The organism is Ramlibacter sp. PS4R-6 (assembly GCF_037572775.1).
Taxonomy (GTDB): Bacteria; Pseudomonadota; Gammaproteobacteria; order Burkholderiales; family Burkholderiaceae_C; genus Ramlibacter.
The window spans coordinates 1,728,172-1,751,388 of record NZ_JBBHKA010000001.1 but is presented as its reverse complement, the minus strand read 5'-3'; the positions used below and the strand labels follow the sequence as shown (position 1 = coordinate 1,751,388).

Annotated in this window: 12 protein-coding genes and 1 pseudogene; 8 read left to right on the top strand and 5 right to left on the bottom strand. The window is 70.0% G+C overall.

Annotated features, from left to right (window positions below):
* Window positions 1-111: 111 nt before the first annotated feature.
* Both WG903_RS08535 and epsA read right to left on the bottom strand, forming a co-directional pair.
* The gene (locus WG903_RS08535) at window positions 112-1,551 is read right to left on the bottom strand and encodes an undecaprenyl-phosphate glucose phosphotransferase (RefSeq protein ID WP_340074262.1); all 1,440 of its coding nucleotides are present in this window, start codon (window positions 1,549-1,551) and stop codon (window positions 112-114) included.
* A complete protein-coding gene (gene epsA / locus WG903_RS08530; protein WP_340074260.1) occupies window positions 1,538-2,329 on the bottom strand; it encodes an XrtB/PEP-CTERM-associated transcriptional regulator EpsA in 792 nt (263 codons plus the stop codon). Before epsA ends, WG903_RS08535 begins: the two co-directional genes overlap by 14 nt.
* A 338-nt stretch (window positions 2,330-2,667) precedes the next feature.
* Between epsA and WG903_RS08525 the strand changes: the two genes are divergently transcribed.
* From WG903_RS08525 to WG903_RS08495, 7 genes and pseudogenes are all read left to right on the top strand, one after another.
* The gene (locus tag WG903_RS08525) at window positions 2,668-3,696 is read left to right on the top strand and encodes a glycoside hydrolase family 5 protein (RefSeq protein WP_340074258.1); all 1,029 of its coding nucleotides are present in this window, start codon (window positions 2,668-2,670) and stop codon (window positions 3,694-3,696) included.
* A 123-nt stretch (window positions 3,697-3,819) separates the two neighbouring features.
* The gene (locus WG903_RS08520; protein WP_340074257.1) at window positions 3,820-4,074 is read left to right on the top strand and encodes a hypothetical protein; all 255 of its coding nucleotides are present in this window, start codon (window positions 3,820-3,822) and stop codon (window positions 4,072-4,074) included.
* Window positions 4,061-4,792, top strand: a complete 732-nt coding sequence (locus WG903_RS08515; protein ID WP_340074256.1) for a 4'-phosphopantetheinyl transferase family protein — start codon at window positions 4,061-4,063, stop codon at window positions 4,790-4,792. Before WG903_RS08520 ends, WG903_RS08515 begins: the two co-directional genes overlap by 14 nt.
* A 68-nt stretch (window positions 4,793-4,860) precedes the next feature.
* Window positions 4,861-9,228 carry a MupA/Atu3671 family FMN-dependent luciferase-like monooxygenase gene (locus WG903_RS08510; protein ID WP_340074254.1) on the top strand — a complete coding sequence of 1,456 codons (4,368 nt, stop codon included), beginning with the start codon at window positions 4,861-4,863 and terminating at the stop codon, window positions 9,226-9,228.
* 7 nt (window positions 9,229-9,235) lie between these two features.
* Window positions 9,236-15,511, top strand: a complete 6,276-nt coding sequence (locus WG903_RS08505) for a type I polyketide synthase (RefSeq protein ID WP_340074252.1) — start codon at window positions 9,236-9,238, stop codon at window positions 15,509-15,511.
* A gap of 116 nt (window positions 15,512-15,627) precedes the next feature.
* Window positions 15,628-17,400: pseudogene (locus WG903_RS08500) on the top strand (carboxyl transferase domain-containing protein); the annotation flags it as partial.
* A complete protein-coding gene (locus tag WG903_RS08495) occupies window positions 17,375-17,653 on the top strand; it encodes a hypothetical protein (RefSeq protein ID WP_340074250.1) in 279 nt (92 codons plus the stop codon). The pseudogene WG903_RS08500 and the gene WG903_RS08495, both read left to right, overlap by 26 nt.
* 9 nt (window positions 17,654-17,662) lie before the next feature.
* Here WG903_RS08495 and WG903_RS08490 read toward each other — a convergent pair whose 3' ends face one another.
* Window positions 17,663-18,055: a hypothetical protein gene (locus tag WG903_RS08490; protein WP_340074248.1), complete on the bottom strand. Its 393-nt coding sequence runs from the start codon at window positions 18,053-18,055 to the stop codon at window positions 17,663-17,665.
* A gap of 291 nt (window positions 18,056-18,346) precedes the next feature.
* On the opposite strand from WG903_RS08490, the gene WG903_RS08485 reads away from it, so the two are divergent.
* A complete protein-coding gene (locus WG903_RS08485; RefSeq protein WP_340074246.1) occupies window positions 18,347-18,556 on the top strand; it encodes a hypothetical protein in 210 nt (69 codons plus the stop codon).
* On the opposite strand, the gene WG903_RS08480 is transcribed toward WG903_RS08485, so the two are convergent.
* The gene (locus tag WG903_RS08480) at window positions 18,557-19,951 is read right to left on the bottom strand and encodes an efflux transporter outer membrane subunit (RefSeq protein WP_340074244.1); all 1,395 of its coding nucleotides are present in this window, start codon (window positions 19,949-19,951) and stop codon (window positions 18,557-18,559) included.
* Window positions 19,951-23,193, bottom strand: coding sequence for an efflux RND transporter permease subunit (locus tag WG903_RS08475; RefSeq protein ID WP_340074242.1), 3,243 nt, complete (start codon window positions 23,191-23,193; stop codon window positions 19,951-19,953). The genes WG903_RS08480 and WG903_RS08475 overlap by 1 nt, the downstream gene beginning before the upstream one ends.
* Window positions 23,194-23,217 lie beyond the last annotated feature (24 nt).

The following is a 23,217-nucleotide window of genomic DNA, read 5'->3' as shown; positions in this document are numbered from 1 at the left end:
TGCGAGCGTTAGCGCGTTGCGGATGGAAAGTTTCTTTTGCACGTTGCTTCTCCGGTTGATGTTCACGAAACCAGCGATCAGTCGCAATGGTCCGGTTGCACTATAGCCTCATCAATACGCAGAAGCATCCTTGAAAACGAGTCTCACCGTGCGCGCGATGATGTACAGATCGAGCCGTAGCGACCAGTTGCGCAGGTAGTCGAGGTCGCAGCGGATCCGCCCTTCCATCTTGTCGAGGGACTCGGTTTCTCCCCGGAAACCGTTGACCTGCGCCCAGCCCGTGATGCCGGGCTTGACCTTGTGCCGGACCATGTAGCTCTTGATCAGGCCGCGATACATTTCGTTGTGCGCGACCGCATGCGGGCGCGGGCCGACGATGCTCATCCGTCCCTGCAGCACATTGATGAATTGCGGCAGCTCATCCATAGAGGTCTTGCGCAGGATGCGGCCGAGCGGCGTGATCCGGTCGTCATCCTTGCGGGCCTGCACGATCTTGTCGCCGTCCTCGGTGACGCGCATGGAGCGGAACTTGTAGACCAGGATCTCCTCGCCATCGAGGCCGTAGCGGCGCTGGCGGAAGATCACCGGGCCCGGCGACGTGAACTTCACGGCCAGCGCGATGGCCGCGAGGATCGGCGAGATCAGCACCAGGATCAGCGAAGCGAGCACGATGTCCTCGATGCGCTTGAGCACGCCCGCCGGCCCGCGGAACGGCGTCTCGCACACGGAGATCACCGGCAGGCCGCAGACCGCGTCGGTCTTGCCCTGGATCAGGTCGGTCACGAACATGTCGGGCACGAAGTAGACGGAGGCCGTGGTGTCCTTCAGCGCATCCAGCAGCTCCTTGATGCGCGGCTGCGACGCCATGGGCAGCGACAGGTAGATGAGCTGGACGCGGTTGCGCTTCACGAACGTCGCGATCTCGGAGATGCGCCCCAGCATGCGGTGGCGCTCGTGGCCGAAGATGCGGTCGGGCGTGCGGTCGTCGAAGAAGCCCACCATCTCGATGCCCGCGTAGGGCTGCGAGGTGATGCGGTCCGCGAGCGAGCAGCCCTGCTCGTTCATGCCCACCACCACCGCGCGCAGCGGCGGGCCTTGCAGGCGCACCAGGTGCGGCGCGGCCAGGCGCAGGGCCCAGTGCGCGACCAGCTGCGTCGCGGGCGTGAACCACAGCCAGTGCACGACGATGGGCGCGGAGAAATCGTAGATGTGCCCGGTGGCGAAGCCGAGCGCGAGCATCAGCCCCGCCGTCCAGCCCCAGGCGAGCAGGATGTTCACCGCCACGCGATCGGGCGGCGCGCGCAGCAGCGACTTGCCGGGGAACGACAGGGCGAACGCGACGATGGAGGCGACGAGCCACTTGGAGTCGAGCTCGCCTTCCATCAGCAGCACCAGGAACCACAGCGTCAGGACCGTGATGAGCGGCTCGAGGATGGCCTCGAGCGCGAGCAGCAGGCGGTTCTGGGCGAGCGCCGTGGCGGCGACCGCGGAGGGAGGGGGCGGCGGAACGTTCAGCGCGCCCATTGCCGGCTTGGCCTCATGCATGGGCATGCATCCGCTCCAGCTTGGCGACCGCTTGGGCGCGGTTCGTGACGTCGAGTTTGCTGAAGATGCTCTTCATGTGGTTCTTCACCGTGAATTCGCTGATGTCCAGGATCATTCCGATCTCGGGGTTGGTCTTGCCCATCGCGACCCAGACCATGATCTGGCGCTCGCGCTCGGACAGGGTGGGAACACGCGCGGCGTGGCGGTGCTGGATGTCGAAACGCGAGCAAGGCGCCTGGCGCACCGGCGCGGGCGGCATCTGGCGCAAGGCCGTGTCCATGAAGGGCAGCAGCAGCTTGAGCGACATGGGCGCGGCGGTGGGCAGTTCGGATTCGCGGCTCAAGGCGACGAACACGCGCTCGGAGCCGTGGCGCGAGCGGCGGATGCCGTGCACCAGCGCCGTCTTCATCGTGCGCAGCGCGTCGGGCGCCGCGCCTTCGCCGGCGCCGCGCACCAGCTGCGCGCACACGCTCGCATCGAGCTGCGTGGGCAGGTGCTGCGCGGCCGCCCAGCAATCGCGGAAGTAGCTGATGATGGGGGCGATGCCGGCCACGGTCCAGTCGTGCGAACGCATGCCGGGGAGGCTGGAGACGATGTCGTACTGCAGGTCGCCGGTGCGGAAGTCGCCCCAGCCGATCAACATGACCTCGTGCGACAGCCACTGCTGCACGTCGCCCTGGAGCCACCGCCACAGTTGTTCGTGCGTCGCGAGCCCGGCGCCATCGCTCGCGATCTTGAGGAAGTGGGCAGGGTCGGCTTGTGTTCTCGTTGCGATCGCGCTCATGGGTTCCCCGGTTCGTGAAATGGTCGCTGACTCAGCGGCCTCCAATGTAAGAACCCGCACCATTTTGTAGGTGTCGGATACGCCGCAGACGGCGTGTAGGACGCTCGCCACAACGGCGATGGACATGCGCCCCACGCGTGTTGTCGAAGACGAAGCAACGCGGCGATGGCCGGGGGTTGTCTCGGCGCGAAAGCAACGAACGGCGACGGTGGGCCATGTCATTCGTCACGGTCGTCCCGCTTTTCTCCGGCGGGCCCGCGCGCATGCCCTGTAGGACTGCGCCGCAAACTGCGGATGAGCGCCCGTGGTGCGCGCTTGCCGCGACAACAATTCGCCGCATGCACAAGTACATCGCCCTGCTCCTGTTCCTCGCCGCCGGCGCCGCGCAAGCCGCGCAATCGTGCGCGGCCGTCAGCCCCGAAACCTGCGCCGTCGCCAAGTCGCTGGGCCGCGGCATCAACATGGGGAACATGCTCGACGCGCCCCGCGAAGGCGACTGGGGCATGAAGTGGGACCCCGCGTATGCCGACCTCGTCGCGGGCCCCTTCAAGACGGTGCGCGTGCCGGTGCGCTGGAGCAACCACGCCGCCAAGACGGCCGACGCCACCATCGACGAGGAATTCGCCAAACGCGTCGACCAGGTGATCGACGCGTTCCTCGCCAAGGGGATGTACGTCATCGTCGACGTGCACCACTACACGCAGCTGTCGGGCGACAAGCAGCACCCCAACGAGTTCGAGGTCGACCCCGCGGTGCTGGAGCAGCGCCTGGTGAACCTGTGGAAGCAGATCGCCGCGCGCTACAAGGACAAGCCGCCGAAGCTGCTCTTCGAGCTGCTGAACGAGCCGCACGGGCGCCTGAACGGCGAGCCCTGGAACCAGCTGGCCGCGCAAGTGCTGTCAGTCGTGCGCGCCACGAACCCCACCCGCACGGTGCTGATCGGCCCCGGCGAATGGAACGCCATCCCCGAGCTGCCGAAGCTGCGGGTGCCGCGCGACCGCAACGTCATCGTCGCGATCCACAACTACGACCCCTTCCCCTTCACGCACCAGGGCATGGAGTGGATGCCGCAGTTCCCCATGGGCCCCACCTGCTGCAGCCCGAAGGACCGCGCGCAGATCTCGAACGCGCTGGACATGGCGATCCGCTGGAACCAGCAAAGCGGCTACCCGGTGCACCTGGGCGAGTTCGGCACCTACGAGAAGGTCGACCTGAAGATGCGCGCCGAGTACGCGCGCATCGTGCGCGACGAGGCCGAGAAGCGCGGCATCGGCTGGACCTACTGGAATTTCGGTTCGGACTTCGGCGCTTTCTCGACGAAGACCAACAGCTGGATCGAGCCGATCCGCCGCGCGTTGCTCGAATGAGCACGAATGAAAGTCTTAGCCCTTCCGGGCTGTAGGACGCAAGCGGAACTTGGTTACACGGGGCACGGATGAGCCGCGCGGTGACGCACTATTCATGGGCTTGCACGAAGCGCAGCAAAACCCATGGACGAGCACCGCACATCACACGACGACCCACTGGCCGCGGCATACACCGAATCGGTCGACCGTGAACGACACGCCTGGCAGGAGCTGCATTCGCACGCACCCGGCTCGCCCGAGCGCATCCGCGCCTGGAAGGCCTGGTCCGAGGCCATCAGCCGCACCAACGATGCCTGGCGCCGCCTGAACGCGCGCCGATTCTCGGAGTTCGACCGCGCGCACCGCAACGCGCGGGCGGAAAGCCATGCACGCGCCTGAAGTCCACCTGGCCTGCGCGCGCCCCACGGAGTTCGCGCATCGCGACATCGAGGCCATCGAGCGCCTGCTGTCCGAGGAGGAACGCGAAGCGATGCGCCGCCTGCGCTTCGAAGCGGACCGCCGCGCCTTCGCCGTCGTGCACGCCTTGCTGCGCGCGCTGGTCGCGAACGACTGCGAGGTCGACGCGGCGGAGATCGAGCTGCGCCACGACACGCGCGGCATGCCTTTCATCGCGCGCCACCCCGACCTGCACGTGAGCCTGTCGCGCACGCGCACCGCCGTGGCGTGCGCCGTGACGCGCACCGCGCCCATCGGCGTGGACGTGGAATGCATCGAATCGCGGCCGATCGACGCCGGGCTGCTGGGCGCCTTCGTGATCGCGCCGCAGCCGGTGACGACCAAGGCCTTCTTCTTCCACTGGACCGCGCTGGAGGCCTTCTGGAAGGCCTGCGGCACGGGCCTCGTCGACGCGAACCCGCGCATCCTGTGCATGCCGCGCAACGCGAGCCGCTTCGACGTGCACCTGGAGCGCAGCAACGGGCTGTGCGCCGGCCGCGGCGCGGTGGTGCATGCGTACGACGACTGCGCGCTGGCCGTGGTGCTGCGCGCGCCGGCCGACCCCGACTTCGTGCTGAAACGCACGAACTGTGGCTCGGCCAGTGACATCAACCAACTGAGCAGGGCGCACGCGGCCCACGAACGATTCTTCGCTGCCTAACATGGCCGAGGCGTGACCTGCGTGACTGAAAGGCACTGAGAGAGATGAGCAGTACGGGTGCTGTTTTCGTGGGAGACGGGACTCTCCTGGTGCGCTGCGCGCAAGCCTGGCTCGATGCCGGGCACTGCGTCGCGCATGTCGTGACGCGCAACGCGGAGATCGCGCACTGGGCCCGCGACGCGGGCATCGCGCACCGCCAGTTCGCCGCCGGCGAAGCCTTGCAGGCCCCGGACGTGGCTTGCGACTACCTCTTCAGCGTCGCGAACCTCGAGGTCCTGCCGGAAACGTTCCTGCGGCTGCCGGCGAAGCTGGCGGTCAATTTCCACGACGGCCCGCTGCCCCGCTACGCGGGCCTGAACGCGCCGGTGTGGGCGCTGCTGAATGGCGAGAGCCAGCACGGCATCACGTGGCACGAGATGACGGCGCGCGTGGACGCCGGCCGCATCGTGAAGCAGGCGATGTTCCCCGTCACCGCCGGCGAGACCTCGCTGGAACTGAACGCCCGCTGCTACGAGGCCGGCCTGGCCGCCTTCGCGCAGATCGCCGCCGACGCCGCACGCGGCGAGCTCGAGCTGACCGCGCAAGCCGGCGAGCGGACGTACTTCGGCCGCGACAAGCGTCCCGACACGCTCGCGACCCTCGATTTCACGAAGACCGCGCGCGAGATCGTCGCGCTGGTGAAGGCGCTGGACTTCGGCACGTATGCCAACCCGCTGGCCAGGCCGAAGCTGCTGGTGGGCGAGCGCACGGTGCTCGTGCGCGACGCGCAGGTCGACCAGGCGGCGTCGCATGCGGCGCCCGGCACCGTCGTGCAGGCGCAGGACCGCTCGGTGACGGTGGCCACCGCCGCGGGCGACGTCGTCCTGACGCTGGCCGAACCCGTGCGCGACCTGCCGAAGCAGCTGCCCCTGCTCGACGCCGCATTGCGCGATCGCATCGCCGCAGCCCTGCCGGCCCTCGCACGCGGCGAACGCCACTGGGCGGCGGCGCTCACGCACCTGGCGCCGGTCGAACTGCCCTACCCGCGCGAGCTGGCGGGCACGGAAGTGACGCGTGTCGCGCTGGACGCCGGCGCCGACGGCGAACGCACGGCGCAGGCTTTCATCGATTGGCTGCGCGCCTTGTGCGCGCAGGAGCGCGTGACGGTCCTGCTGTGCGATCCGGCGATCGCGCAAGCCGCGCGGGGCCTCGAGCCCTGGCTGCAGGACGTGGTGCCCTTCGACGGCGACTTCGCGCAGGTGCGCGTCGCCGGCCCCTACCCGCGCGACCTGCCCGCGCGCCTGGGCGAGAAGCATCCGGTCCTGGACACCATCCGCATCGCCGTCGCGCTGGACGGCCGCAGCGACCTGCCGCCGCACACCGACCTGATGCTGTCGCTGCACGGCGAACGCATGGAACTCGTCGCGGGGCCCGCTTTGGCGCGCGAGACCGTGGCTTGCATGGCGCGCCAGCTGTCGCACTGGCTCGACGTGGGCACCTTGCTGCCCGACGACGAGCGCGAACGCATCGCGGCCCTGAACGAGACCGCCCGCGAATTCGAGTCGGGCACCGGGGTGCACGAAGCGATCGCCGCGCAGGCGCAACGCACGCCCGACCGCATCGCCGTCGAGTTCCACGGCGCACAACTGACGTACCGCGAATTCGACGAACGCTCGACCTCGCTCGCACGGCGCCTCGTCGCCGCGGGCGTTCAGCCCGGTGACATCGTCGGCCTGTGCCTGCACCGCAGCGCCGAGTTGCTCATCGCGCAGCAGGCCATCCTGAAGGCCGGCGCCGCCTACCTGCCGCTCGACCCCGAGTACCCGCGCGACCGGCTCGATTTCATGGTCGAGGACTCGGGCACGAAGCTCGTGATCACCGAAGGCACGCTCGCGTCGCTGCCGGGCGAATCCACGCAACCGCTGCCGAAGGCCGACCCGTCCCGCGCGGCCTACGTGATCTACACCTCCGGCTCGACCGGCAAGCCCAAGGGCGTCGTGGTCACGCACCGCAACGTGATGAACTTCTTCGCGGGCATGGACCCGCGCATCGCTCACGATCCGCCCGGCCGCTGGCTGGCGGTGACCAGCCTGTCGTTCGACATCTCCGTGCTGGAGCTGTGCTGGACGCTTGCGCGCGGCTTCACCGTGGTGCTGCACTCCAACACCGTGAAGGCCGAGGCGAAGGCGCCCGAGTTCAGCCTGTTCTACTTCGCGAGCGACCACGCCTCTACCGCCCAGGACCGCTACCGCGTGCTGATGGAAGGCGCGAAGTTCGGCGACGCCAACGGCTTCTCGGCCGTGTGGACACCCGAACGGCACTTCCACGCGTTCGGCGGCCTTTACCCCAATCCCGCGGTGACGAGCGCGGCCATCGCGGCCTGCACCTCGCGCATCCAGATCCGCGCCGGCAGCTGCGTGCTGCCGCTGCACCACCCGATCCGCGTCGCGGAAGAGTGGGCCTTCGTCGACAACATCTCGCAAGGCCGCGTCGGCATCTCGTTCGCCTCGGGCTGGCAGCCCAACGACTTCGTGATCGCGCCCGACGCCTTCGCCGACCGCAAGAACGCGATGCTGCGCAACATCGACGTGGTGCGGCGCCTGTGGCGCGGCGAGAAGCTACCCTTCCCCGGCCCGAACGGCAAGGACGTCGAGGTGCAGGCGCTGCCGCGCCCGATCCAGAAAGAGTTGCCCGTTTGGGTGACGGCCGCCGGTAACCCGGAAACGTTCGAACAGGCGGGCACGCTCGGCTGCCACCTGCTCACGCACCTGCTCGGCCAGAAGATCGAGGACGTCGCCGAGAAGCTCAAGCTGTACCGTGCCGCGTGGCACAAGGCCGGCCACGCCGGCAAGCCGCACGTGACGCTGATGCTGCACACCTTCGTCGGCGACGACGACGACACCGTGCGCGAGACGGTGCGCAAGCCGATGAAGGACTACCTGCGCAGCTCGGTGGACCTGATCCGCCAGGCCGCGTGGTCCTTCCCCACCTTCGTGCAGCGCGCGGCGCAGGACGGCAAGAACCCCGTCGAGATCATGGAGCAGGCGCCGCTGACCGAGGAAGAGACCGACGCGCTGCTGGAGCACGCCTTCAACCGCTACTACGGCACCAGCGCCCTCTTCGGCACGCAGGAGCGCTGCCTGGCGATGGTCGGCAAGCTGCGCGACGCGGGCGTGGACGAGATCGCCTGCCTGGTCGACTTCGGCATCGCGACGCAAACCGTGCTGGACCACCTGCAGCACCTGAAGGCGCTGATGGACGCCGCGCGCGAGATGCAGCCGGCGACGCAGCGCGTCTCGGCGGCCGAGCAGGTGCTGGCGCGCGACGTCACGCACCTGCAGTGCACGCCATCGATGGCCTCGATGCTGGTCGCCGACGCACCCGGCCGCGCGGCGCTCTCCAAGCTCCAGGCGCTCATGGTCGGCGGCGAAGCCTTGCCGCTGAAACTGGCGAAGGACCTGCGCGCGCTGGTGCCCGGCCAGTTGATCAACATGTACGGCCCGACGGAAACGACCATCTGGTCGACCACGTGCGAGCTGAAGGAAGTGGGCGACTTCGTGCCGCTGGGCACGCCCATCGCCAACACGCAGCTGCGCGTGGTGAACGCCGGCGGCCACGACTGCCCGGCGCTCGTTCCCGGCGAACTCTGGATCGGCGGCGACGGCGTGACCCGTGGCTACCACGGGCGCCCCGAGCTCACCGCCGAGCGTTTCGTCACGGATGAACAAGGTGCGCGCTGGTATCGCACCGGCGACCTGGTGCGCTTCCGCGCCGACGGCACGATCGACTTCCTCGGCCGCATCGACCACCAGGTGAAGATCCGCGGCCACCGCATCGAGCTCGGCGAGATCGAGAGCGTGCTCGCGAAACTCCCGGGCGTGAAGGACGCGGTCGTGATCGCGCGCGACGACGCCTCGGGCGAGAAGCGGCTGCTCGGCTATGTCACGGCGCAGGCGAACGCGCGGCTCGAAGCCGATGCGCTGCGCGCGGGCATCGCGAAGGAGCTGCCCGAGATCATGGTGCCGCAGGCCGTGCTGGTGCTGCCCGCCTTCCCCAGCACGCCCAACGGCAAGGTGGACCGCAAGGCCCTGCCCGAACCGAACGCGGTCATCGCCGTGCTGCCGCCGACGACCAGCACGCCCAACAGCGAGCTGGAAAAGACGATTGCCGCCATCTGGCAAGACGTGCTGGGCCTGCCGCAGGTGGGCACCACCGACAACTTCTTCGACCTGGGCGGCCATTCGCTCCTGGTCGTGCAGGTGCAGCGGCGCCTGCGCGAAGCGTGCGGGCGCGAGGTGTCGATCACCGACATGTTCCGGCTGCCCACGATCAAGGCGCTGGCGGCCCACCTGGGCGGCGGCGAGCCGCAGGCCCATGCGGTCAACGATGGCCTGGCCCGTGCGCAGGCGCGCCGGATGATGCGATCGCGCGCCGCCGGCGCCAACACACCGGCATGAGGTGCCCATGAACGACGAGAAGTCCAGCGTCGAGCCCGGCAGCATCGCCATCGTCGGCATCGCCGGCCGCTTCCCCTCCGCGCGCACGCCGGCCGAACTGTGGCGCCTGCTCGCGGGCGGCAAGGAAGCCGCGCAATGGCTCACCGACGACGAGCTGCGCGCGAACGGCGTGGCCGACGCCGAGCTCGCCGACCCCAATTACGTGAAGGCGTCGCTGGTGCTGCCGGACATGGAAATGTTCGACGCCGACTTCTTCGGCTTCTCGAAGAAGGACGCCGCGGTGCTCGACCCGCAGCACCGCCACTTCCTCGAGTGCTGCTGGGAAGCTCTGGAGGATGCGGGCCACGCGCCCGAGAAATTCGGCGGCTCCATCGGCGTGTTCGGCGGCTGCGGCATGCAGGCGTACATGAGCTACAACCTGCTGACGAACCCGCAGCTGGTGAAGTCCATGGGCCTGTTCCTGCTGCGGCATACCGGCAACGACAAGGACTTCCTGTGCACGCGCGTGTCGTACCTGCTCGACCTGAAGGGGCCGAGCATGTCGGTGCAGACGGCGTGCTCGACCTCGCTGGTCGCCGTGCACGTGGCGGCGCAGAGCCTGCTGTCCGGCGAATGCGACATGGCGCTGGCCGGCGGCGTGAGCATCGACCTGCCGCACCGCCAGGGCTACCGCTATGCCGAAGGCGAGATCCTCTCGCCCGACGGGCATTGCCGCGCGTTCGACGATGAAGCGCAAGGCACGATTTTTGGCAGCGGCGCCGCCGTGGTCGTGCTGCGCCGCGCGGAAGACGCGCTGCGCGACGGCGACAACATCTACGCGCTGATCCGCGGCTCGGCCGTCAACAACGACGGCTACGGCAAGGCGGGTTACCTCGCGCCCAGCGTCGACGGGCAGGCCGCGGCCGCCGCCGAGGCGCTCGCTGTCGCAGGCGTCGAGCCGGGCACGGTCAGCTACGTCGAGGCGCACGGCACAGGCACACCGGTGGGCGACCCCATCGAGATCGCAGCCCTCTCGCAGGCGTACGGCGCCGGCGGCAAGGGCTTCTGCGGCATCGGCTCGATCAAGACCAACATCGGCCACCTGGACACGGCCGCCGGAACGGCGTCGCTGATCAAGGTGGTGCTGGCGATGCGGCACGGGCTGATCCCGCCGTCGCTGAATTTCTCGCGCGCGAACTCACGCATGGGCATCGAGCAGACGCCGTTCCAGGTGATGGCGCAGGCCAAGCCCTGGGAGCGCGGTGCGACGCCGCGCCGCGCCGGCGTCAACTCACTGGGCGTGGGCGGCACCAACGCGCACGTGATCGTCGAGGAGTCGCCGATCGCGAAGGCGACGCGCACGAGCCTGGACCAACCGCAGGTCTTCACCTTCTCCGCCCGCACGCCCTCCTCGCTGGACGGGCTGAAGGCGAAGTGGGTCGAGTTCCTCGCCGGGCCGCCGCCCGGCTTCGACCTGGCCGACGCGGCGTACACGCTGCAAGCCGGGCGCCGCGAGTTCGAGCACCGCATGGTCGCCGTCGCGAGGGACGTGGACGAGCTGCGCGCCGTGCTGCAGGCCAAGTCGCATGCGCGCAGCGTGGTCTCGAAAGCGGGCAGCGACACGCCGCGCGTGGTCTTCATGTTCCCCGGCGGCGGCGCGCACTACCCCGGCGCGGGGCGCGAGCTGCTGTCGCAGCCGGCCTTCGCGACAGCGGTGGACGAGTGCTTCGCGCAGCTGCCGGCCGATGCGCCGGCCGACCTGCGCACCGTCATGTTCGCGCTGGGCGACGAGCAGGCGGCGCGCACGCTGCAAAAGCCCCGCTACGCCATCCCCGCGCTCTTCATCCTCGAATACGCCATCGCGAAGCTGTGGGCGAGCTGGGGCGTGAAGCCCGCGGCCGTCGTCGGCCACAGCGCCGGTGAGTACGCGGCCGCCTGCCTGGCGGGCGCGATGTCGCTGGCCGACGCGCTGGCCATCGTGACCTTGCGCGGGCAGCTGTTCGAGCAGGCACCCGCAGGTGCCATGCTCTCGGTCGACCTCGACGAAGCGGAGCTGCGCGCGGCGATGGAAGGCCTGCCGCTGGACGTGGCCGCCGTCAACGCGCCCGACCTGTGCATCGCGTCCGGCTCGCTGGACGCCATCGCGCAACTGGAGGCGAAACTCAAGGAGCGTGGCCTGGAGCCGCGCCGCCTGCACATCGACGTGGCCGCGCATTCGCGCCTGCTCGACGGCGTGCTGGGCAGCTTCCGCGAGCGCGTCGCGCGCATGCGCTTCGCCGCGCCGCAACTGCCTTTCATCTCCAACGTGACGGGCGGCTGGGCCGATGCGCAGCTCATCGCCGACCCCGAGTACTGGGTGCGCCACCTGCGCCAGCCGGTGCGCTTCGCCGATGGCTTGTCGCTGGTGAAGGACATGCCCGACGCCATCCTCATCGAGGTCGGGCCCGGCCAGGGCCTGTCGGCGCTCGCACGTCAGAACCAGCTGGGCGCGCAGCGCATGGTGCTGGCCTCCACCTGCAAGGCGCAGGAGCCGAATGCCGACCTCGCGCTCATGCTCACCTCGGCCGGCGCGCTGTGGACGCGCGGCCTCGCGCCCGACTGGCAGGCGCTGCGCGGCCCGGGCAAACCCCGCCGCACGCCGCTGCCCACGTACGCCTTCGACCACCAGCGCTACTGGATCGAGCCCGGCATCCGCACGACGGAAGCCGCGCAACCCGCAGCGCCCGTGGCCAAGCGCCCCGCGCTGGAGCGCTTGCCCGCGCCCGCCGACTGGTTCCGCGTGCCGCAATGGACACCCTCGCCGCTGGCCGCCGCCACCGCGAAGGACGGCGAGGACTGGCTGGTCTTCGGCACCGATGCGCAGCTGACCGAAGAGGTCGTCGCGCAAGCCGCGGCGGCGCGTGCCCGCGTGACGCTCGTGCGCCGCGGCGAAGCCTTCGAGGCCTTCCGTGACGGCAGCTTCACCATGGCGCCGGCGCAGGCCGACCCCTACACGCAGCTGCTGCGCATGCTCGAAGAGCAGCAGCGCCTGCCGGCACGCATCGTGCACCTGTGGGCGCTGGAGACGGTCCCCGGCGCCGTGCATGCGCAGGCCGGCGACCGCGCACTGGCCTTCGACAGCCTCGTGCACCTCGCGCGCGCGCTGCAGGAAGCCGACGTGTCGCATGCCCTGCAGCTCATCGTGGTGAGCGCGGGCACGGTGTCCGTGCGCGGCGAGGCCGTGCCGCATGCCGAGCGCGCGCTCGCCATCGGCCCGTGCCGCGTGATCCCGCGCGAGCTGCCGCAGGTCACCGCGCGCCTCATCGACTTCGCGCAGTCCGAACTGAACCCCTCCGGCGCAGCCGCCGCCATCGTGCGCGAAGCGGTGCAGCCGCAAGGCCCCGACCTCGTCGCCTACCGGGGCGGCGAACGATTCGCGCAGCAGCTCGGCGCCGCGCCGCAACCGGCGGGCCAGGCCCTCGTGCGCGAACGAGGTGTGTACCTCATCACCGGCGGCTTCGGCGACATCGGGCTCGACCTCGCCGCGTGGCTCGCAAAAGAGAAGAAGGCGCGACTGGCCCTCGTCGGCCGCCGCGCGCTGCCCCCGCGCGCCAGCTGGCCGGCCCTGGCCGCCAGCGGCGACCATTCCCGCGACGTGCGCCTGGTGCGCCGCCTGCTCGCGCTCGAAGCACAAGGCGCGCAAGTGCTGGCGCTGTCCGCCGACGTCGCCGACCGCCGCGCCATGACGCGCGTGATCGGCGAGTGCCGCGCGCGCTTCGGCACGATCAACGGCGTGTTCCATGCGGCCGGGGTGCTGGAAGACGCGCCCATCGCCACCAAGACGCCCGAGAGCATCGAACGCGTGATCGGCGCGAAGGCGGCCGGCGCGCAGGTGCTGCACGAACTGCTGCCGCCCGGCGACCTCGACGTGTTCGCCGTGTTCTCCTCCACCAGCGTCCTGCTGGGCGGCGCGGGGCAGGTGGACTACGTGGCCGCGAATGCCTTCCTGGACGCGCTGGCCGCGTCGCGCGACGACGGCCTGGCGATCCGCTGGGGTATCTGGGGCGACCGCGGCATGGCCGCGCGCGCCTACGGCCACGAGGTCGCCGCCGAGGCGGGCCTGGCTTCGCACCCGCTATTGGGTGTGCAGGTGGACAGCGAAGGCGGCGCCACCTTCGAGGCCGCCTACGACAGCAACAAGCTGTGGGTGCTGCGCGAACACCGCGTCGGCGGCCGCGCGGTGCTGCCGGGCACGGCCTACATCGAGATCGCCCGCGCCGCGATGATGGCGCTGCACCCGCGCGCCGCCGTCGAGATCCGCTCGCTGTCCTTCGAGGAGGCGATGGTGTTCGAGCCGGGCGAGACGCGCGTCGTGCGAACGGAGTTGCGCCGCACCGGCACGGCGTACGAATTCACCGTGCGCAGCCGCGCCGCCACCAGCGGCGAATGGCTGGAGCATGCGCACGCCACCACCGCCGTGTTCCTCGGCGAGCTGGCGCACGGCGCGAGCGTGCCCGCCACCGGCTGGCAGCCGGGCGTGATCCCGCAGGACGGCGCCGTCGACTTCGGCGAGCGCTGGCGCAACCTCACGCGCATGCAGCTGGGCACGGGCCGCGCGCAGGCGCACCTGGAGCTCGCGCCGAATTTCCACGACGACGTGCGCACCTGGGCCGTGCACCCCGCGCTGACCGACATGGCCGCGACCTTCGGCCTGCACCTGCTGGACGCCAACAAGCGCGCCGGGCAGCTTTTCGTGCCGCTGTCGGTCGACCGCATCCGCATCGCCGCCCCGCTGCCGCCGCGCATCGCGAGCACCGTGAAGCTGCGCAGCGCCGCCGGTGAACGGCTCGCCACCTTCGACGTCGCACTGTCGACCGAAACCGGCAAGCCGCTGGCGACCTTCGAAGGTTTCTCGCTGCGGCCCGTGCAACCGGAGGCCGTGTCCAGCCACGCCGCGCAGCGCGAAGCGAGCCTGACCGACCTGATGCTCGCCTGCGGCATCCGCGGCGAGGACGCGCCGGCCCTGTTCGAACGCATCCTCGGCGGCGGCGCGCGCGACCTCGTCGTATCGTCGATCGACCTCGATGCGCTGGCGCGCGTGCTCGCGCAAGCCACGCCCAAGCCGCAGGCGCGCGCCAAGGCTTCCGCGTCTGCATCGGCAAGCACGCTCAACCCGGTCGAAGCCCTGCTGGCCGACGTCTGGCGCGAGCTGCTCGGCGTGGACGACGTGGCGCCCGACGACGACTTCTTCGCGCTCGGCGGGCATTCGCTGGCTGCGGTGCGCCTGTTCGCGCGCATCCGCAAGCAATACAGCGTGGACCTGCCGCTGGCCACGCTGTTCCAGGCGCCGACGCTGGGCGCGCTGGCCGCGCTGGTGGCACAGCACGCGAACATCCCGCTGGCGTCGGCGGAACCCACGCGCAAGTCCAACGTGATCCCGCTGGTCACGCGCTCATGGTCGCCGCTGGTGGCCATCTGCAAGGGCAGCGCCGAGCGCGCGCCGCTCTTCTGCGTGCACGGCGCGGGCGGCAACGTGCTCAACTTCAAGGTCATCTCCGACCGCCTCGGCGCGGACCAGCCCTTCTACGGCCTGCAGGCGCAAGGCGTGGACGGCCGCCTGCAGCCGCTGAAGTCGGTCGAGGAGATGGCGAGGCAGTACGTCGAGGCGATCCGCACGGTGCAGCCGCGTGGGCCGTACCAGTTGGCGGGGTATTCCGCGGGCGGCGTGATCGCGCTGGAGATGGCGCAGCAGCTCAAGCGTGACGGCGCGCAGGTGACGCTGCTGGCGATGATCGACACGCTGGCGCCGGTCGCGGCGCGCACGCCGGTGCCGGCGTGGAAGAAGCTCTGGCTGGCGCGGCACTGGTCCTGGGCCTTCGTGATGGACTGGCGCGAGCGCCGCCGCAAGGGCAAGCAGGGCGACAACGAATACGCGCAGGCGCTCGAACGCCTCGCACGCGGCGAGCCGCTGCCGCCGGAACTGGTCGAGCACCACCTGTTCCGCAACTTCGTCGAGGCGCAATCGCGCTACACGCCGGCGGCCTACGACGGCGACGTCGTGCTGTTCCGCGCCACCGAGGCCGAGATGCAGTACCTCGCGGCCGGCCGCACGCTGGGCTGGGAGCAGCACGTGCACGGCGCCATCCGCGTCACCGAGGTGGGCGGTTCGCACTTCTCGATGATGTCCGAGCCGGGTGTCTCGGAGCTGATCGAAGGCCTGCGCGTGGAGCTGGGGCTGAAGGACCGGCCGCTCGAGCCGGCGCGCGCATCGATCATGTCGAGCATCGCCTCGGCGATCGGGTTCGGCGCGCAGCGGCCCGCGTGAAGGTGACTGCGTAGAAGACACCGGGCCCCGGCCTGCGCCGGGGTGACAGCGTTGCGCCGTCACTTTCTGCTGAAATAGCGGGACTTATGTCCCGCAAGCCGCCCTCGTCCAGCGAAATCCGCGCCCCCATGGCGGCGCGCGTCGTCGAACTGGAACCCGCCCTCGTCCTCGAGGCCATGAAGATGGAGCACGTGGTGCCGCTGCCGCAGGGCACGCGCGTGCGCGAGTGGCGCGTGGCCGCCGGCGACATGGTCGAGGAAGGCGCGCTGCTGGCGCTGCTGGAACCCGCCGCTGCGGCCGGCGCCGTGGAAGCGAGCAAGACGGCGAACGATCCCGCGGCCATCCGCCCCGACCTGCAGCGCGTCATCGACCGCCACGCCTTCACGCTGGACGCCAACCGCACGGAAGCCGTCGCCAAGCGCCACGCACAAGGCGGCCGCACCGCGCGCGAGAACGTCGCGGACCTGTGCGACGCCGGCAGCTTCATCGAATACGGAGCACTGGCGGTGGCCGCGCAGTCGCGCCGCCGCTCGATGGAAGACCTGGTGGCCAACACGCCGGCGGACGGCCTGGTCACGGGCATCGCGACCGTCAATGCGAAGGACTTCGGGCCGGAGGCCTCGCGCTGCGTGGTGATGGCGTATGACTACACCGTGCTCGCCGGCACGCAAGGCATGCGCAACCACCACAAGAAGGATCGCATGCTGGCGCTGGCGCACCGGCTGAAGCTGCCCTTGGTGCTGTTCGCGGAAGGCGGTGGCGGGCGGCCCGGCGACGTCGACATGCCGGTGGTCGCGGGCCTGAACAACCACACCTTCTCGCAGTTCGCGGCACTGTCGGGCCGCGTGCCCGTCGTCGGCATCGTGCACGGCCGCTGCTTCGCGGGCAACGCCGCGCTCCTCGGCTGCTGCGACGTGATCATCGCCACGCAGGCCAGCAACATCGGCATGGGCGGGCCCGCGATGATCGAAGGCGGCGGCCTGGGCGTCTTCAAGCCCGAGGAGGTCGGGCCCAGCGACGTGCAATCGCGCAACGGCGTGATCGACGTGCTGGTGAAGGACGAGGCCGAAGCGGTGGCCGTCGCCAAGCGCTACCTCTCCTACTTCCAGGGCCCCATCGCCGGCTGGGCCTGCGCGCAGCAGGAGCTGCTGCGCAACGCCGTGCCCGAGAACCGCCTGCGCGTCTACGAGATGCGCGACGTGCTGCACGGCCTGTTCGACACCGGTTCGGTGCTGGAGCTGCGCCGCGGCTTCGGGCGCGGCATGGTCACCGCCCTCGCGCGCATCGAAGGCCGCCCGGTGGGCGTGCTTGCCAACGACCCGCAGCACCTGGGCGGCGCGATCGACCCCGAGGGCGCCGACAAGGCCGCGCGCTTCATGCAGCTGTGCGACGCGCACGGCCTGCCCCTGGTGTCGCTCACCGACACGCCCGGCTACATGGTCGGCCCCGACATCGAGGCGCAGGCGCAGGTGCGCCACGCCAGCCGCATGTTCGTGGTGGCGGCGCAACTGTCGGTGCCCTTCTTCGCCGTCGTCACGCGCAAGGGTTACGGCCTGGGCGCGCAGGCGATGACCGCGGGCGGCTTCGACGCGCCCGTGTTCACCGTGGCGTGGCCCACGGGCGAGTTCGGTGCGATGGGGCTGGAAGGCGCGGTGCGCCTGGGCTTCCGCAAGGAGCTCGATGCGGCCGGGGCCGGCGCCGAGCGCGATGCGCTCTTCGACAAGCTCGTCGCGCAGCAATACGCGAACGGCGAGGCCATGAACATGGCGCAGACGCTGGAGATCGACGCGGTGATCGACCCTGCCGAGACGCGCGCGTGGCTGGTGCGCGGCCTTCAGGCCGCAAAGGCCGAAAGGAAGGCGCGTGCGCGCTTCGTGGATCCTTGGTAGCGCGCTCGCGCTGGCGCTGCCGGCGCTAGCCGCGGAATGGCTGGACTCGCCGGAAGCGAAGCAGTTCCGCGACCGCGTCGTGCTGCTCGCGCTGATCTACGGCGAGTCCAACGGCATCGACCCGCAGGGCTACGTGGTGCGCACGAAGGAACTGCGCAAGCTCGATGTCGAATGCAGCGAGGTCGAGGTGGTGACGCTGCAGGGTGACAAGGAGATGCGCCGCGAGACCCTGCGCGCCTGCCGCACCCACTGACGCACCGCCTCAGTCGACCGTCGACACGACCTCGAACCGCCCGGGCCCGGTGGACTTGAACTTGTAGCTGACGGTCTTGCCTTCCAGCGCGGCGGCCGAGCCGGTGGCGACGCGGTAGATGCCCTTGCCCTCGCCTTCGAAGCCGACCACCTGGTTGCCGTTCATGAGCAGTTTCATCTTTCCGGTGGTGGTCTCGTAGACCGCCTGCGCGCCGGGCTTGCGCGCGACGCCGTTGCCCGACACGAAGGTGGCGTTGCCGCTGTTCCAGTGCCAGATGTTGGAGCCCGTGAAGGTGGCGCCCTCGAGCGGCCCGCTCTCGGCGTTGCAGACGTAGTTCCCGACCGAGAACGTCTGCCCCTCGCGCCCCGCGAGGGCTTCGGGCGGGCTGGCGCCCACGCCCATGCACGAGCTCTTGAAGGTAAGACCTGATTGGGCGATTGCGGCTGCACTCAGCGCGAACAACGCAAGGGCGCCGAGGCCGCGCTGAACATGTCTCCTGTCCATGCTGGTCCTCTCGTCGGCGACTGTTGTTGGGAACGCCGCGCCCGTCGCCTGGGGCGGGGCAGGCGCAGTATGCGCCGGGAGGGGAAGCCTAGGCAAACCCCCTAAGGCCGATGCGAACGCGCCCTAAGGGTCCGCACCCGGCGGCGACGATAAATACGGCCATGGCGCACCGCGCCCGGAGACGCAAAAATGGCCCCCACCCCCACCGCCCACTCCTTCCAGCTTTGCTACCGCTCGCTGTTCAACAGCGGCCGCGGTTTCGCCTTTCCCTGCGACCCCCAGGGCCACGTGGACCTGGACGGCCTGGGCGACAGAGCCCGCGACAACTACCTGTTCGCGCGCGCCATGGTCGGCCGCGAGCTGGCGATGCCCGCCGTGGAGGCGGTCACCGTCCACTGATCACACCCCCCAGCCGCCGCCCAGCGCGCGGATCAGGCCCACCGTGGCCTGGTACTGGCTGGCTTTCACCTGCAAGGCCGCGCGCCGGTTGCGCAGTTCGCTGCGGCGCGCATCCAGCAGCTCCAGCTGGCTGTCCAGGCCGTTGCGGTAACGCGATTCCGACAGCTGCGTCGCGCGAGCCGCGGACGACACGGCGCGTGCCTGCACCTGCGACTGCTCGTCCAGCAGCCGCAGGCCCGACAGCTGGTCCTCCACCTCCTTGAACGCCACCAGCACCTGCTCGCGGTAAGCGGCGGCCGCACCGTCGAGCTGCGCGTTGGCGGACTGGATACCAGCCTCGCGCCGCCCGCCGTCGAAGATCGGCAGCGACAGCAGCGCGCCCACGCCCCAGGCGCGCGCGGACCACTTGAACAGGTCGCCCAGTTCCGGCGACGCGTAACCGCCGTTCGCCGTGAGCGAGATGTCGGGCAGCCATGCGGTCCGCGCCACGCCCACGCGCGCCTGCGCGGCGAGGATCTGCGATTGCGCGGCCGACACGTCGGGGCGCCGTGCCAGCACGGTCGCCGGCACGCCCGCGGGGATGCGCGGCAGCGCCGTGGTCCATTCGCGCTCGGGCAGCTGGAAGTGCGCGGCCGCCTCGCCGACGAGGACGGCGAGTTCATGCTCCAGCTCGGCGCGGCGCCGGTCGAGCGCCAGCGCTTCCGATTGCGTCGAGGCGAGTTCGGTTTCGACACGGGCCACGTCCAGCTCGGCGATGTCGCCGGCCTGCTGGCGCCGCTGCGTCAGGCGCAGCGTGCCCTCGTAAGCCTGCACCGTCGCGCGCATGATCGCGCGGTCTTCGTCGACGGCACGCAGCGCGAGGTAGGTTTGCGCCGTTTGCGATTGCACCAGCAGCCGCGTGCTTTGCAGCAGCGCCTCGCGCGACTTCGCATCGAGCGAAGCGGCGTTGCTGGCCTTCGCCAGCTTGCCGAACAGGTCGACTTCGTACGACAGGCTCGCACCGGCGGTCGTGATCGTCGCCGGCGTCATGCCGTTGGCCGTGCTCGCGCCGGCCTGGCGCGCGGCGCCTGCGCCGATGCCGACTTGCGGGTAGCGGTTGGCGTCCACGTCGCGAGCAATCGCGCGTGCCTGCGCCAGGCGCGCGGCGGCCTGCTGGATCGTCGTGTTGGCCGAGCCCGCGCGCTCGACCAGCGAGTCGAGCACCGGGTCCTGGAACGACTTCCACCAGGCGCCACGCTCCTGCGCTTCGGCGGGTGCGGAGGCGAGCCAACGTTCGGCGCTTTCGCGGAATTGCGCGGGCACCGGCGGCTGCGCCGGCGCGTCGGGGATCGACGCGCAGCCCGCGAGCACCAGCGCGGAAAGCAGCAGCGTGGGGGCAAACAGTTTCTTGTTCATCATTCGATGCCTTTCAGGGGCGCGGCGGCCACGGGGCGCGCGTTCGCGCCGCCGCCGAAATCGGGATGCGCGAACGCTTCGGCGTGCGGCACTTCGCCGTGCAGCTTGAGCGGGCGGTTGCCGGTGAGCTTGCGCAGCGCCACGTAGAACACCGGCGTGAGGAACAGGCCGAAGGCCGTCACGCCGATCATTCCGGAGAACACCGCGATGCCCATCGCGCGGCGCATCTCCGAGCCGGCACCCGTGCTCAGCACCAGCGGCAGCACGCCCATCACGAACGCCATCGACGTCATCAGGATCGGGCGCAGGCGCAGGCGGGCCGCTTCGATCGCCGCCTGGACCGGCGCGCGGCCGGCGAACTCCAGCTCGCGCGCGAACTCCACGATCAGGATCGCGTTCTTCGCCGACAAGCCCACCAAGACCATCAGCCCGATCTGCGTGAAGACGTTGTTGTCGCCGCGCGAGAGCCACACACCGGTCATCGCCGCGAGGATGCCCATGGGCACGATCAGCACGATGGCCAGCGGCAGCGTCAGGCTCTCGTATTGCGCGGCCAGCACCAGGAACACCAGCAGGATCGCCAGCGGGAACACCCACACCGCGGAGTTGCCCGCCAGGATTTCCTGGTAGGTCAGCTCGGTCCATTCGAAGGCGATGCCCTTGGGCAAGGTTTCGGCGGCGATGCGCTTGACCGCGTCCTGGGCCTGGCCCGACGAGAAGCCGGGCGCGGGGCCGCCATTGATGTCGGCCGAGAGGTAGGCGTTGTAGCGCATCGCACGCTCGGGGCCGAAGCTCGGGTTCACGGTCATCAGCGCCGCCAGCGGCACCATCTCGCCGGTGCTGGAGCGAACCTTGAGCTGGCCGATGTCGTCGGCACGCGCGCGGAACGGCGCGTCGGCCTGCACGCGCACGGAGTAGGTGCGGCCGAACTTGTTGAAGTCGTTCACGTACACGCTGCCCAGGTAGGTCTGCATCGTGTCGAACACTTCCGTCACCGGCACGCCGAGCTGGCGCGCCTTGGTGCGGTCGATGTTGGCGTACAGCTGCGGCACGTTCAGCTGGAAGCTGGAGAACAGGCCCGCGAGCTCGGGCGTCTGGTAGGCCTTGGCCATGAAGGCCTTGAGCGCGCCGTCCAGCGCTTCGTAGCCGAGCGAGCCGCGGTCTTCCAGCTGCAGCTTGAAGCCGCCGGTGGTGCCCAGGCCCTGCACGGGCGGCGGCGGGAACATCATCACGAAAGCGTCCTGGATCTGGCCGTACTTCATGTTCAGCTGCTGCGCGATGGCGCCGACGCTCAGCTCCGCACCCTTGCGCTCGTCGAAGGGCTTGAGCGTGGCAAAGACGATGCCGGCGTTGGAGCTGTTGGTGAAGCCGTTGATCGACAGGCCCGGGAAGGCCACGGCGTGCTCGATGCCCGGCTGCTTGAGCGTGATGTCGCTCATGCGGCGGATCACGTCCTCGGTGCGGTCCAGCGTGGCGCCGTCGGGCAGCTGCGCGAAGCCGATCAGGTACTGCTTGTCCTGCGCCGGCACGAAGCCGCTGGGCACCAGCTTGAACAGGCCGAGCGTCGCCAGCGCGAGCACCGCGTAGACGCCCAGCATCAGCGCCTTGCGCGACACCGCGCGCGTCACACCCTGCGTGTAGCCCACGCCGGCACGGCCGAACATGCGGTTGAACCAGGCGAAGAAGCGGCCGAAGGTGCGGTCCATCCAGCGGGTCAACGCGTCCTTGGGCTCGTCGTGGCCCTTGAGCAGGATGGCGGCCAGCGCAGGCGACAGCGTCAGCGAATTCACCGCCGAGATCACCGTGGACATCGCGATGGTCAGCGCGAACTGCCGGTAGAACTGGCCCGTCAGGCCGCTGATGAAGGCCAGCGGCACGAACACGGCGATCAGCACCAGGGCGATCGCGATGATGGGGCCCGACACTTCGCGCATGGCGCGATAGGTCGCCTCGCGTGGCGTCAGGCCCGCCTCGATGTTGCGCTCGACGTTCTCCACCACCACGATCGCATCGTCGACCACGATGCCGATCGCCAGCACCAGCCCGAACAGGCTCAGCGCGTTGATCGAGAAGCCGAACAGGTGCATCACGGCAAACGTGCCGACCACGGACACGGGAACGGCCAGGAGCGGGATGATCGACGCGCGCCAGGTCTGCAGGAACAGGATGACGACCAGCACCACGAGCGCGATCGCCTCGAGCAGCGTGTGCACCACCGACTCGATCGACGAGCGCACGAACTGCGTCGGGTCATAGACGATGTCGTACTGCACGCCTTCGGGCATGGCGGCGTTCAGGTCCTTCATGGCGGCGCGCACGCCGTCGGAGATCGCCAGTGCGTTGGAGCCGGGCGCGGCGAAGACGCCGATGCCCACGGCTTCCTTGTTGTCCAGGAGCGAACGCAGCGAGTAGCCGGCCGCGCCCAGCTCGATGCGGGCCACGTCGCGCAGGCGCGTGACGCCGCCGTCCGAGGCCGACTTGACGATGATGTCGCCGAACTCCTCTTCGCTTTGCAGGCGGCCCTGCGCGTTGATCGACAGCTGCAGGTCGACGTCCTTCGCGTTCGGCGAAGCGCCGACCACGCCTGCGGCGGCTTGCACGTTCTGTTCGCGGATCGCACGCGTGACGTCACCGGCGGACAGGCCGCGCTGCGCCACCTTCTGCGGGTCCAGCCACACGCGCATCGCGTAGTCGCCGGCGCCGAAGATCTGCACGTCGCCCACGCCCGGCACGCGCGCCAGCCGGTCCTTGACGTTGAGCAACGCATAGTTGCGCAGGTACGTCATGTCGTAGCGGTTGTTGGGCGAGAGCAGGTGCACCACGATCGTGATGTCGGTGGAGGCCTTCACGGTCGACAGGCCCAGCCGCCGCACCTCCTCGGGCAGGCGCGCCTCGGCCTGCGCGACGCGGTTCTGCACCAGCTGCTGCGCCTTGTCGGGGTCGGTGCCCAGCTTGAAGGTGACGTTCAGCGTCATCAGGCCGTCGGTGGTGGCCTGGCTGCTCATGTAGAGCATGCCTTCGACGCCGTTGATCGCTTCTTCCAGCGGCGTGGCCACTGTTTCGGCGATCACCTTGGGGTTGGCGCCGGGGTAGTTCGCGCGCACCACGATCGAGGGCGGCACGACCTCCGGGTATTCCGAGATCGGCAGCCCGCCCACGGCGATGAGGCCCGCCAGGAACGTGAGCAGCGACAGCACGCCGGCGAAGATCGGCCGGTCGATGAAGAATTTCGACAGATTCATTGTTGTTCTTTCACGATTGCGCCG